The following is a 12,457-nucleotide window of genomic DNA, read 5'->3' as shown; positions in this document are numbered from 1 at the left end:
AGACGATTAGGGGTGAGGGGCTGTACTAAAATCGAACACTTTTTATGTTCGGTTTGGATACAAAAAAGCCTCCAATGCAAAGCAAAGGAGGCTCAATCAAATCTTTAAAAACTATTTTTTATTTAGCTGCAGCATATCTTTTAGCAACTTCGTCCCAATTGACAACATTCCAGAAAGCTGAAATATAATCAGGTCTCCTGTTTTGGTAGTTCAGGTAATAAGCGTGTTCCCAAACATCCAATCCAAGAATTGGCGTTCCTTTGGTTTCAGCAATATCCATTACCGGGTTGTCTTGATTAGGAGTAGAGCTAACGACCAATTCACCGTTGCTTACACTTAACCATGCCCAACCTGAACCAAATCTGGTAGCAGCAGCATTTGCAAATTCTTCTTTAAATTTATCAAAAGAACCAAATTTTGCATCGATTGCAGTGGCCAAGTCACCTGAAGGTGCGCCACCTCCATTTGGAGAAAGGATGGTCCAGAAAAGAGAGTGGTTGTAGTGTCCACCGCCATTGTTTCTAACTCCTGCAGGAGCAGAAGAAACATTTTCCATCAGCTCTTCTATGCTTTTCGATTCAAGGTCAGTGCCTTTGATCGCGTCGTTTAATTTGGTTACATAAGCGTTATGATGTTTTCCATGGTGAATTTCCATGGTTTTGGCATCAATATTCGGTTCTAATGCATTCGTTTCGTAAGGTAAGCTGGGAAGTTCAAAAGCCATTTTTTTTCTTTTTTAGGTTATACAATGTTTTTGTTGATGGTTGTAGGTTCGTCTTATTAAAAAACCTAATGTATAAACCATCAATCTCCAAAAATGGTTCTATTATTCCTTTGAATCTTTAATTTCTTAGATTTTTAAAAAAAGTTTGGATCAATTCTTTGGATTCTTCTTCAAATGGGCCTTGAAAAACCTTGGTTTTGGGATGGATTATGGCAGGATCAGTTTTGGAGTACCCTCGCTTTGGGTCTGAGGCCGCATAATGTAACTCGCCCAATTGTGCCCAAAAACAAGCGCCTGCACACATGATGCAAGGTTCCAATGTTACGTATAACTTACATTCGGGCAGGTATTTGGCACCTAGGGCATTGGAAGCTGCAGTGATGGCCAGTATTTCTGCATGGGCAGTGACATCCGTTAGCTTTTCAGATTGATTGTAGGCTTTGGCAATGGCTCGGTTATTAACCACAATTACTGCTCCAACCGGTATTTCCCCCTCTTCCGCAGCCATTTTTGCCTGCTTCAGGGCCTCGTTCATCCAGTACTCGTCCGTGAAAATTTCCAATACTACCGCTTTAAAAAATATAACCGAATACTTCTTCTCTGATGCCTTCGTTAATTATTAAGGCCAAAAGAAGGGAGACAATTAGACCTATGCCTGCCTTTAAAAGGTCATTGGAGGCCATTCGGTAAGCCCTTACCAATCTTGCTTTACGCTTTTTAAGCTTTTTTGATTTTGCCAAGGCAATAGACAATTCCCTACCTCCCAGTAAACCTATAAATACCCAAGTGGTACTCATTGGCATTTGACTGTAAGCTTTGAAGTAAAAAAGTATAATGGCATAAACAAAATCTACGATAGTAGCAGCCCTGACATCCGTCACTCTGGTTTTTTCATTGACAATGCCTTGAATCTTGTCTCCTTTCATATAAAAGAGAACACCAAGCCCTAAAAACACAAAACCTGTGTAGGCTGAAAATTCCCAGGCATTTAGCTCCCTTGGGAGAAATACAGCAATATTTGCAGCATCTTGCATGATCCATACGGCCCAGAGGCTTCCGGAGGTAATCCATTGTAAGGGATACCAATATTTGCTGGGTTTTCCTTTTAGGTAGTTGGTCACAAACTTTTCCAATACATACCAAACCATAATGGCCAAGAAAAAAGCTACGAAATAACCAATAAAGCTTTTCTGCATTACACCCATAATGGTGCCCGCCTTATAGGTAAATACGTTAAGCAAAAGGAAGGTAGTGGAAACAGGCATTCTTAAACGCGTCATCACCAATAAGACGATGGGAGCTGCGATTTGAAGGAATACAAAACTTTCGGGGGCTTTGTCGAGACCATCTACTCTTAAGCGTTGGTAACTAACATCTCCATTATAGTAAAACCAGCTAAATGTGACTGTACCAACAAATATTAATCCCATAAATAACCATAAGAAATACCATTTCTGTTTCTGATTGGAGGCTATAAATGTTCCAATGGTTTGGATACTGTCATTGGCAATTGCAGAATAAGCAGCCAAAGCAAAACCAAACCACATGGCTGCATAAGTATAAGGAGTAATGATTCCAGCAATGGATACCAAAATGCAGATGATCAAAAGGAATGATTTTTCCTTTTTTGTGAAATCAAAAAGGGAATAGGCCGCCTTTGATAGTGCGTCCTGGTTGATGTTTTGATCTTTAAGTTTGGCCATAAGCAGTTGTCGGCTTTGAAATACGGGTGCAAATTAAACAAGAAATATTAAGGATAATGTTACCGAATTGTTAAGTCCCGAATTAATTTATGGTAAAGTTGAACCCTGTATGGGAAATTGAAGAAAAGTATTTTTTCAAAAATATAAATATTTTATTTCCTATTGAGCTACAAGGCATATTTTTAATGCATTATTTCGCTCTAAGTTGTTGTTTTCCAATATTAACAGAAGTTTTACTTAAAAAGCGTGTAATTCTCTTTACACTATACGTATTTTGTAATTATATTCTTTGCAAAATCTACAGCCACTACTGAATGACAAAAGCGTTTGAAGCCAACCCTTTTATGAAAAATCTGATTACGGTAGCCACTATAATTGTGGGTTTGCTGATTTTCATGTTTTCCATCGATTTTTTGACCTTTTCACTGACTGAATTAAACAATGAGGCTGCCAATGCTTTATTCACTGCCACAAGTAATCCATTTGTAGGGCTTTTTATTGGCTTGCTTACCACTGCCCTGATCCAGTCAAGCTCCACCATATCCGCCATGGTTGTAGTGTTGGTGGCTTCCGGAAATCTCAGTCTTGCACAGGCAGTTCCGGTAATCATGGGGGCCAATATCGGAACTACTTTAACCAGTACCTTGGTTGCCTTTGGCTATGTGCTAAAAAGAAAAACCTTTCGAAAAGCCCTCTCTGCAGGCGTATTACATGATATCTTTAATATCATCACGGTTATTATCTTGCTTCCATTGGAGGTGTATTTCGGAGTTCTTAGTCATATGGCTGCATGGTTGACCCATTGGTTTGTATGGGAAGAAAGGGCCAGTATGGAAGGCATAGGGTTGAATGGCTTTTTTCTTAGACCCTTAAGTTATGAATTGTATTCCTTTTTAGTGTGGCCATTGTTGGCTTTGGTTGCAGGTATTCTACTGATGATTGGGTCCATAAAAATCCTTTCTTCTCTTGCCTACAAGTCATTGATCACTCCCAACTTCAAAAAAATCAAAAAACATATATTCAATTACCCCTACAGGTCTTTTGCCTATGGGGTCTTCTTTACAGCGGCAGTTCAATCAAGTACGGTGACCACTTCGCTAATGGTTACTGCTGTTGCTACAGGAAAAGTTGCCTTAAGGAAGGTATTTCCATTTATCATGGGAGCGAATCTAGGAACCACGATTACTGCTGTAATTGCTGCTTTGTATAAAACCGAAGCTGCCATAAGCGTAGCTATTGTGCATGTGCTATTTAACTTGGTTGGCAACCTGATTTTTCTTCCTTTTCCTAGGTTGAGGGAAATTCCTGTAAGACTTGCCAAGAAGTTTGGTAAACAAACATCCCTTAATAAAACGATCGGTTTTGCTTATATTTTACTTACCTTTTTTATCATTCCATTTTTCCTTATTTATTTTAATCAAGTAGAAGATAAGCCTACAGCAGATAAAGAAACAAGTGAAAAAAGAGAGCAGGTGAGGATGGTTACGGATTTTTATCCTGCCAAGCCTCCATTATAAGGTGGCCACTGCTGGTGCCAATTCTATCTGCGCCGGCAGCTATCATTGCCACTGCTTGATCTAGCGTTTTGATGCCTCCGCTTGCTTTGATTCCTACTTGACTAGGAAGTATTTCTCTCATGTGTTGAATGGTTGCTATCTGTGCCCCCTTGTCGGCAAAGCCGGTGGATGTTTTGACAAAATCCACGCCTGCATCCGTACAAATATGGCAAGCTTCCATTAATTCCTCTTCTTGAAGTAAGGCTGTTTCGATGATTACTTTGAGTATTTTTTCTTCCTCATGACAAATATTGGCCAGCTGGGCAAGTTCAATCTTTGGCCAGTTCATACGGGACTTAAATCCGGTAATTGACCAAACCACATCCAATTCATCTGCTCCATCTTTGATGGCCTGTCTGGTTTCAAAGACTTTGGTTTGTGTCATAGAATAGCCCAATGGAAAGCCCACCACCGTTACCAATTGTATGTCTAAATCTGATAACTCCCTTTTGGCTTTTTTTACCCAAAAAGGTGGAATGCATACACCCCTGAATGCATATTTTTTCGCTTGGTCTAAAACAGTTTGGATTGCCTGCTCATCCACTGTGGGATGTAGAGCAGTATGTTCAATATATCGGTTTAAATTTTTCATTAGTCAGTCAAAATATGGATATTCGAAACTTTATGGAATATATTACTTTAGCTTTAGGATGGATCGTGTTTTATGCCGGCCATAGCCTATTGGCAAGTCTCAATATAAAAAGAAAACTCAGGCTTTGGATGGGTGCCCAATATAAATGGTACCGACTAATCTATAGCCTGCTGGCCACCTTCTTTTTTTTAGGGCTGTTTGTTTATGCAGGAAGTATAGAACCTGATTGGGTTTTTATGCCTTCAGATGGTAGCACCTATTTCGGCTATATGTTGGCTACCCTAGGTACCATAATTGCCGTCAAAAGTATGAAAGAAATTTCCGCGGGCAGATTCATTGGCTGGCTTCCCCATGATGACTTACGAGAAAAGGATGAGCTGATTGTTAATGGCTGGTACAGTTATGTTCGGCATCCACTGTATTTAGCCTTGATTTTAATTTTCTTAGGTTATTTCCTTTATATTCCTAATTTGGCTTCAATGGTTCATTTATTGGCTTTATTACTTTATTTACCTCCGGGAATTTATTTTGAGGAGAAAAAATTAATAGCAATTTATGGTGAAGTCTATATTGATTACCAAAGAAATGTTCCACCAATTCTTCCCCGATTTAAAAAATGAATGAGCTGATATTTTATAGTGTATTGTTGATTGTGGTATTGGGTCATTTGGTCATGGCCAGCTTTTTTTATCGACAGATAAGCAAAACCGATAAGCTGTCTTTCCATGAGAAAAATGATTGGCGGTTAAAGGCCCTTATTTTTCCGATTGGCTATTGGTATTTGTTTAAAAGACGAATTAATAGCATTAAAAAATAGAAAGAGCGCTATTTTTTTATCGGTATAGGTTGAATTGCCTGCTTATCTATAGGCAAATCCAAGGGATCGATGGATGCATTTTGCTTTAGTTTTTTATAAAAGTAAAAGCCATTGACAAGCATGACCAAGGCACAAAATGTCATTACCAACATCAGTCCTTCTGAATAAAAGGTAAACCAACTCATTGCCTCCCAGTCTCCAAACTGTTTAAAAATGAGGATGCCACAAGATCCCAAATAGCCAAAGCTGTCCACCAAATACATTAGGAAACCTACATTTCCAACATATTTGAAGGCTGCCAATAAGCGGTCGAATAAGAGACAATTGAATGGAATATAGGCCATATAAATTCCGGTGCCAGTAGCTACGGTCCAATAAAAAGGGTTCATCATTCCGTTTTGAAGCAGAAAGGTTGATATTACAGCTAGCATCAAACCCGAAATAATGATCAGGTGGTAAAGAAATAGGGCCTTGAAGTTGTTCTTCACCAACACAAGCAAGCCCATCATTAACAAAAGCAGCAGGGTGATGGGGATTTCTGTTTGGGTAAGGAGTTCCGGGGCCAGTCCTACTTTTAGCTCCTTCCATATTTCCACCACAAAATTATCTCTAATATCTCTAAAGGCCGTCAGGGCCATGTATACCAAAACAAGTAGTACAATGCCGAAACTGAATTTCTGAAAAAATGCCTTCCGTTCAGATTTATTCATGGACTTTCGTTGGGTCTTTAAGGTCACATCCCCCTCATTTGGTGGAGGAGTGTGGTCTAAGAAAAATACTGCCATGATTAGGAATGGGATAAACAAAGCCCCCGTGATAAAAGGCATCCAGTAAGGGTCTATGGCCCAATCAACCAATAAATACCTGCCAATGGATTTTACAAAACCGGATGAAAAAACAAAACTGATGGCCAAAATGCTACCCATCATTTCCGTAAATCTTCTGCCTTCCAGGTAGTGAAAAACCAATCCCCAAATCAGGCCTAGTGGAAATCCGTTTAATAGAAAGCAAAGGATGTTGAAGGGCGCAGGCAGAAGCGCGAAACCCAGCAGAGATAACCAGGCAAAGCCTACCAAAGATAGGATCAATAGCCCTCTTTTTTTGCCACTCAACTCAGAGATCAGTTTGATTCCATAAAACTTGCTGGCCATGTACCCAAAGGTTTGCATTAGGATTAGCCATACTTTGATATCTATTCCCCACCATTCTTCACCCGAAAAGGTGGCGGCAGCAAATGGTTTTCGAAAAGCATACATACTGCTATAGGTCAGAAATGCCATGAGAGCCACAAAGGTGCTCATTAGTATGGGCTTTGCTACAGATAACCTTTTAGATAGAGAGGGAAAATGAATCATTTATTTTCTTCAGGAATTTTTGTGAAGACAGGGGTTACAAGTGGTATGATTTCATAGAGCGCATTGACAATATGGGTAGGTTGGGCACGCATTAATCTATCATAATTGTACCTTGGGCTGGTGATACCAATACTCATCATACATCCGGATTGTTGACCTTCCAATATGTCCACTATGGTATCGCCTATTTTTATTATTTCTGAGGGACTGCCGATTCCTAAGGCTGCCATCATTTGTAAGATCATATCCGGATAAGGACGGCCTTGGGCAACTTCATCACTGCAGACCGTAATGTCTATAAGCGGATGGTTTTCCCAGCCTACGCCCTTTAAAAGGAGATTTGCTGTATCCCTATCTAAATTGGTGTTGAGACCTATTTTTATTCCCAGTTGCTGCAAGGCTTCAAAAACCTCCATTGCATCTTCAATTTGGGAAATGTCCGGATTGGCCTTATAATGCTGTTTTATTTCCTGCTTGAAAACTTCATAAATCTTTTCTGCCTTTGATTCAGTAAATTCCTTATAATAGGTTGGGTGAGCAGATAGTATTTGCCGGATTGCTTCAGGAATGGCATAGCCCGTTTTTTCGTCTACCAAGTCTAGGTTAAGTTGATCAAAGCCATTGGATAAAAATGCCTTCAATAATAGCTGAGGAACCACTGCATTGTTATTTATTGTGGTTCCGGCCATATCAAAAACAGCCAATTTGATAGGGGTTTTCATGATTCAAGCATTTTACGGTCTCCTATATAACTTTAATGTCTTAAAATAATCAAAAATATCGGTAACCTAATAAAAGCGGGTATTACTAATGGTTAATTTTTTTTCATTCAAAATTGTCGAAATAAAAGAATGTTTTTAATTTCAACATAAAACAATATGACCATGACAGATCCTTCCACCGAAAGCAAAATCAATGAAGTTTTTTCTCTATATGAAAGCTATGGAGATGCAGATTATATAGGGGAGCCTGTTTCTCAAATAGAACACATGAGCCAGGCAGCCCAAATGGCAGAGGAGGAGGGCTATGGGAATGAGGTGATTTTAGCAGCATTTTTTCACGATTTGGGACATTTGTTTTCCCAAAGAGAAGCGTTGGAACAGATGGATGGATATGGCGTAATGGATCATGAAAAACTTGGCGCTGATTACCTGCGAAAGTTAGGTTTTCCTGAAAAAGTGGCCAGATTGGTGGAAAGTCATGTGGAGGCCAAAAGGTACCTTACTTTTAAAAACCCCGTTTACTTTCAGAAATTGTCTGAGGCAAGTAAGCAAACTTTAAACTTTCAAGGGGGAGTAATGACGGCTGAGGAGGCCAGAGAATTTGAGGCAGATCCCGAGCACAAGCTGATTTTGAAAATGAGGGAATGGGATGAAAGAGCCAAGGAAACAGGAATTCCGGTTCCAAAGCTTGATGCCTATAAAAAAATGGCCTTGGAAATATTGTCTTAATCTTTCCAAGGCCAAAGGGCATTATTTTTCTGTTGTGACAAGGTCCTTTACACATTGAACCCAGGTGTCTTCTGAGTTTAAACTTGGTACCAGGTCCCATTTTTCACCACCTAGCTCAATAAAGAGATCTTTGTATTCTTCTCCTACTTCCACAGTGGTTTCCAGACAGTCGGCCACAAAGGCAGGAGAAAAGACCATCACTTTCTTTACACCATCTGCTGCCATTTCTTTTATTAGCTCATCCGTATAAGGTTTGATCCATGGGTCTTTGCCAAGCCTGGATTGAAAAGAGGTAAGCACCTTCTCTTTTGGTAGTTGAAGTTTTTCTGAAATCAAACGGGTGGTATGGAAGCTTTGAGCACGGTAACAATACCTGTTTTTCTTATGGTAGCTTGCACAGCATTTTCCATTCAGCTGGCAATAGCCATCTACCGCACCTTTTAAAATTTGCCTTTCGGGCAGGCCATGATATGAAAACAAGTATCGGTCATAGTCGCCCTCAGCCATTTGCTTTTTGCCCAACTCGACCCAAGCTTCAAGAAACAAAGGATGCTCTACAAAGTTACTTATAAAGCGTATGCTTGGAATTATTTGCCACTCTCTGGCAAGCTCCATTACCTTATCTATGACAGAACCATTACTGGCAGAGGCATATTGAGGGAAAAGAGGCAAAACCACAATTTCTTTTACATTGGCTTTATTTAGGGCTTTTAAGCCATCGGCAATGCTTGGGCTTTGGTACCTCATGGCAATTTCAACCTGGTATTTTTCCTGATCAAGCAATGGAACCAACTTGTCCCTTAAGTCCTCAGTATGGAATAATAAGGGGGAGCCTCTTTCTGTCCATAGTTTGCGGTATTCTTTGGCAGATTTTGGAGACCTGAACGGGGCAATGATAAAATTGACCAGCATCCACCTTGATAGAAAAGGGATATCCAAAACCCTTCCATCCATCAAAAATTCTCTAAGGTACTTCCTTACATCTCCCGTTTCTGGGCTATCAGGGGTTCCCAAATTGACCAACAAAATGCCTGTTTTGGATTTGCTCTTATTCATGTTTTATTTAATTGTCCGTTTTGCTAACCAAAAATACGGGCTATTGTTAGAAAATACCAATAGAATTCAACTTTGCCCATATAAAGGAAGACAAAGATAAGGAATAGGCAGGCCACTTAACCCGAAATAGGCCATAGACCTTAAATCTTCAAACAAGCTTTTTCCTGGGATTCAACCCTTCCTGAGAAGACTCAGGACAGGTAGCACGAATCATATTGTATTATCCGGGTTCAATAAGTTTCAAAGACTGCATAATTTTGAGATGGCCTAAAGTTTATCCCCCGCTTGTTAAAATTCTAAGTAAGGTTTTGTAATTGTTTGGGCTTAATTGGGGCTCTTTATCTTCCATTTGAAGAGTTTCTCAAAGTAACTGAGCTTTCTAATATTGACATCCCGATAGGGGTAAATTCTATTTTTAGAAATATTATTAAACAATAAAGCGACAAGAAGCAAAATCATTAGGCCGCTGAAAATGGGGTTGAGTACATATAGAAATCCCATTTCCTTTATTTCATCAGAACCAATATTGGCGATCAAAGCAATGGCGCCTCCGGGAGGGTGCAAGGTTTTGGTATACTGCATGACCAGTATAGCCAAGGCAACAGACAATGCAGGAGAAAGCCAAATAAATTCCTCTAAATAAAACAACTTATAGGTCAAAACTCCAACCAAGGCAGAAAGGGTACCCCCAAATAAGGTGTTCCGGGGCTGTGCCAAAGGACTGTTGGAGGCACTGAATAGCAAAACAGAAGAAGCACCAAATGCACCTATTAAAAACAATTGATCTTCTCTTTCAAGATGGTAAAACAATTGTTGGAGCATACCTATGGCCGCAATGCCTATAAAGGCGCCACAAAATGACCAAAGGTTATCTATGGGTTGGTGGCTGGTTTCCTTATAGGCGATCAATTTGACCTTTTGAATACCTTGTTTAAACTTCCTCACTGTTAACTAGAATGACTTTTGGCCCGCAAAGTTGGCCAATAGTTAGATTGCTAGCAATGTTTGGTATAAATAAATAGAAAATAGTTTACCTCAATTGTTCCTCAATTTTATTTGGCTCTGAGGGATTCTATCTATTGCCTTTCAATAAAAAAGCCATCCGGGAATTGGATGGCTTCAGTTTAGTTAATTTAAAGATTAAGGGTTCGTTAATTTTGACCTTTTCTATTCTTAAATTCCTTACTTGCCTTATCCAAAAAGTCTATGAATTTTTGGATGTCCGTTTCGTAAGCGATGGGATTAATTAGCAACTCTTCCTCATGATCCAAAATCACATAATAAGGCTGGGCATTGTTATTAAAGCGTGTAATTTGAAAATCCGCATTTTGCTTGCCAATGGTTTTTTTGACCTTATTGTCGTAGGTAGAAGTGTACCATTGTTCTTCCGGCAAGGTATACCTTTCATCAATGTAAAGGGCTACCATTACAAAATCTTCCTTCAAGCGTTTGAGCACCCTAGAATCTGACCATACCCTTGCCTCCATTTCGCGACAATTGACACAACCGTGTCCGGTAAAATCGATAAACAAGGGTTTGTTTTGCCTTTTGGCGGCTCTCAAGGCTTGGTCATAGTCAAAATAACCTTGGATGCCGTGAGGGAAGTGAAGGAAATCTGCGTACTTAGGAATTTCGTCCAGTTCGTTTTCTGAGCTTTGGCGACTGATTTTACTCAGGTCGAAATCATGTGATGAAAGGGGAGGTAAATAGCCACTAAGGCCCTTAAGTGGTGCGCCCCACATACCCGGAACCATGTAGACCACCAAAACAAATGTGGCGATGGCTAACATTAACCTCGGCACACTGACAAAATCCAAAGGGCTGTCATGCGGAAGCCGTAATTTACCAAGAAGGTACAAGCCCAGCAATGTGAAAATTACTATCCAGATCGCCAAATAGATGTCTCTGTCTAAAATGCCCCAATGGTAAACCTGATCGGCAACACTTAGGAATTTGAAAGCCAAGGCAAGTTCTAAAAAGCCCAAAACCACTTTTACTGAATTTAACCAACCTCCGGATTTTGGCAGGGAATTTAACCAGCCGGGGAAAATAGCAAATAAGGTAAAGGGCAATGCAAAAGCCAAGGAAAAGGCAAACATGCCCAAAATGGGTTTGAGCAAGGCCCCTCCGGCAGAACTTATTAAGATTGAACCTACGATTGGGCCGGTACAGGAGAAAGAAACCAGCACGAGCGTAAATGCCATAAAGAAAATACCCAGCATGCCTCCTTTGTCTGCTTGAGCATCCATCTTATTTACAAATCCGGCGGGAAGAGTGATCTCAAACAAACCTAAAAAGGCCAATGCAAAGAAAATAAATACCCCGAAAAAGAATACGTTTGGAAGCCAATGAGTTGACAACCAGTTGGCAAATTCAGGACCTTGAATGGCTGCAAGTAAGGTGCCGGCAATGGTATAAATAGCAATAATCGAAAAGCCATAAATAAAGGCGTTTCTATATCCTTCCAGTTTGTTTTTACCTCTTCCTGTAAAGAAGGTAACTGTCATCGGTATCATTGGAAAAACACAAGGGGTCAATAGTGCGGCCAGACCTGCAAGAAAGGCAATAAACATAAATCCTATCAAGGATTCTTCAGGTTGTTCTAAAGTGATTTCTTCAGGGGTAGCTTCACTAGGGCCCTCACTTGATGTTGGATCACCTAGAGTGATATTGATATCCTCTTGGTAATTGATGCACTGATTGGTAATGTCAGAACACATTTGGTATTCCAGTGTGCCTTTAATTACTGCATTTTCCTCGGTAATGATAAGCTTTTGGTGGAACAGTCCTTCTTTTTCAAAATAGGTGATGTCCCCTTCCCAAATCTCATCGTATTTTTGTTTGGAGCCAATGGCTTCCAAGCCACCCACCAAATTTATGCCTTTGGACTCCTCCAGCTTTACCTCAGTCAGTAAAGGCCCAAGGTTGGGGTCAAACTCATTGGAATAAATATACCAATTGGTAGGGATGGCGGCCTTAAAAATAAGGGTAAGCTCATCTCCTACCTGTGGATTTTTTTGGTTTAGTTGAATTTCCCAATTTGGAGGGGAAATTACTTGAGCACTTAATGAGAAGCTCAAGAAAAAGAAGCTTAAGGTTATAAAAATTAACTTATTGAAATTCATTACCGTTTTTTACCCAATTTGGTGATACATCCAATAGTAATTAAAAACGTTAATGATTAGTTCCTTATCTCCTTTTAC

Annotated in this window: 12 protein-coding genes; 3 read left to right on the top strand and 9 right to left on the bottom strand. The window is 39.9% G+C overall.

Annotation, left to right across the window (positions count from 1 at the left end):
• Window positions 1–118 precede the first annotated feature (118 nt).
• The 3 genes from Q4534_RS11410 to Q4534_RS11400 form a co-directional block, all read right to left on the bottom strand.
• Window positions 119–724: a superoxide dismutase gene (locus tag Q4534_RS11410; protein ID WP_303613305.1), complete on the bottom strand. Its 606-nt coding sequence runs from the start codon at window positions 722–724 to the stop codon at window positions 119–121.
• Window positions 725–842: 118 nt separating this feature from the next.
• Complete coding sequence (locus tag Q4534_RS11405) at window positions 843–1,286, bottom strand: nucleoside deaminase (protein WP_303613304.1); 444 nt, start codon at window positions 1,284–1,286, stop codon at window positions 843–845.
• A gap of 10 nt (window positions 1,287–1,296) precedes the next feature.
• Entirely contained in the window at window positions 1,297–2,427 is a 1,131-nt protein-coding gene (locus tag Q4534_RS11400) for a hypothetical protein (protein ID WP_303613303.1), read from the bottom strand.
• A gap of 314 nt (window positions 2,428–2,741) precedes the next feature.
• Between Q4534_RS11400 and Q4534_RS11395 the strand changes: the two genes are divergently transcribed.
• Window positions 2,742–3,944 (top strand): Na/Pi symporter, encoded by a 1,203-nt coding sequence (locus tag Q4534_RS11395; protein WP_303613302.1) that lies wholly within the window; start codon window positions 2,742–2,744, stop codon window positions 3,942–3,944.
• Here the strand turns inward: Q4534_RS11395 and deoC are convergent.
• Window positions 3,910–4,575 carry a deoxyribose-phosphate aldolase gene (gene deoC, locus Q4534_RS11390; RefSeq protein WP_303613301.1) on the bottom strand — a complete coding sequence of 222 codons (666 nt, stop codon included), beginning with the start codon at window positions 4,573–4,575 and terminating at the stop codon, window positions 3,910–3,912. The genes Q4534_RS11395 and deoC overlap by 35 nt on opposite strands.
• Window positions 4,576–4,589: 14 nt before the next feature.
• Between deoC and Q4534_RS11385 the strand changes: the two genes are divergently transcribed.
• Window positions 4,590–5,195, top strand: a complete 606-nt coding sequence (locus Q4534_RS11385) for an isoprenylcysteine carboxylmethyltransferase family protein (protein ID WP_303613300.1) — start codon at window positions 4,590–4,592, stop codon at window positions 5,193–5,195.
• Window positions 5,196–5,400: 205 nt separating this feature from the next.
• Here Q4534_RS11385 and Q4534_RS11380 read toward each other — a convergent pair whose 3' ends face one another.
• Window positions 5,401–6,693, bottom strand: a complete 1,293-nt coding sequence (locus tag Q4534_RS11380) for a DUF5690 family protein (RefSeq protein WP_303613299.1) — start codon at window positions 6,691–6,693, stop codon at window positions 5,401–5,403.
• Window positions 6,694–6,743: 50 nt separating this feature from the next.
• A complete protein-coding gene (locus Q4534_RS11375; RefSeq protein WP_303613298.1) occupies window positions 6,744–7,469 on the bottom strand; it encodes an HAD-IA family hydrolase in 726 nt (241 codons plus the stop codon).
• A gap of 162 nt (window positions 7,470–7,631) precedes the next feature.
• On the opposite strand from Q4534_RS11375, the gene Q4534_RS11370 reads away from it, so the two are divergent.
• Entirely contained in the window at window positions 7,632–8,198 is a 567-nt protein-coding gene (locus Q4534_RS11370; protein WP_303613297.1) for a phosphonate degradation HD-domain oxygenase, read from the top strand.
• Between the two features lie 21 nt (window positions 8,199–8,219).
• Here Q4534_RS11370 and hemH read toward each other — a convergent pair whose 3' ends face one another.
• The 3 genes from hemH to Q4534_RS11355 form a co-directional block, all read right to left on the bottom strand.
• Window positions 8,220–9,254, bottom strand: a complete 1,035-nt coding sequence (gene hemH, locus Q4534_RS11365; protein WP_303613296.1) for a ferrochelatase — start codon at window positions 9,252–9,254, stop codon at window positions 8,220–8,222.
• A 324-nt stretch (window positions 9,255–9,578) separates the two neighbouring features.
• The gene (locus Q4534_RS11360) at window positions 9,579–10,199 is read right to left on the bottom strand and encodes an HPP family protein (RefSeq protein WP_303613295.1); all 621 of its coding nucleotides are present in this window, start codon (window positions 10,197–10,199) and stop codon (window positions 9,579–9,581) included.
• Window positions 10,200–10,405: 206 nt separating this feature from the next.
• Complete coding sequence (locus Q4534_RS11355; protein WP_303613294.1) at window positions 10,406–12,379, bottom strand: cytochrome c biogenesis protein CcdA; 1,974 nt, start codon at window positions 12,377–12,379, stop codon at window positions 10,406–10,408.
• Between the last annotated feature and the right edge of the window lie 78 nt (window positions 12,380–12,457).

The organism is Cyclobacterium sp. 1_MG-2023 (assembly GCF_030546805.1).
Classification (GTDB): Bacteria; Bacteroidota; Bacteroidia; order Cytophagales; family Cyclobacteriaceae; genus Cyclobacterium.
This window is presented reverse-complemented; position numbering and strand designations above follow the sequence as displayed.

Bases quoted from the DNA above. Each gene is read 5' to 3' on its own strand.
- Q4534_RS11410 (WP_303613305.1), bottom strand. From the start codon at position 724: ATGGCTTTTGAACTTCCCAGCTTACCTTACGAAACGAATGCATTAGAA.
- Q4534_RS11400 (WP_303613303.1), bottom strand. From the start codon at position 2,427: ATGGCCAAACTTAAAGATCAAAACATCAACCAGGACGCACTATCAAAG.
- Q4534_RS11395 (WP_303613302.1), top strand. From the start codon at position 2,742: ATGACAAAAGCGTTTGAAGCCAACCCTTTTATGAAAAATCTGATTACG.
- deoC (WP_303613301.1), bottom strand. From the start codon at position 4,575: ATGAAAAATTTAAACCGATATATTGAACATACTGCTCTACATCCCACA.
- Q4534_RS11385 (WP_303613300.1), top strand. From the start codon at position 4,590: ATGGATATTCGAAACTTTATGGAATATATTACTTTAGCTTTAGGATGG.
- Q4534_RS11380 (WP_303613299.1), bottom strand. From the start codon at position 6,693: ATGAGCACCTTTGTGGCTCTCATGGCATTTCTGACCTATAGCAGTATG.
- Q4534_RS11375 (WP_303613298.1), bottom strand. From the start codon at position 7,469: ATGAAAACCCCTATCAAATTGGCTGTTTTTGATATGGCCGGAACCACA.
- Q4534_RS11370 (WP_303613297.1), top strand. From the start codon at position 7,632: ATGACAGATCCTTCCACCGAAAGCAAAATCAATGAAGTTTTTTCTCTA.
- hemH (WP_303613296.1), bottom strand. From the start codon at position 9,254: ATGAATAAGAGCAAATCCAAAACAGGCATTTTGTTGGTCAATTTGGGA.
- Q4534_RS11355 (WP_303613294.1), bottom strand. From the start codon at position 12,379: ATGAATTTCAATAAGTTAATTTTTATAACCTTAAGCTTCTTTTTCTTG.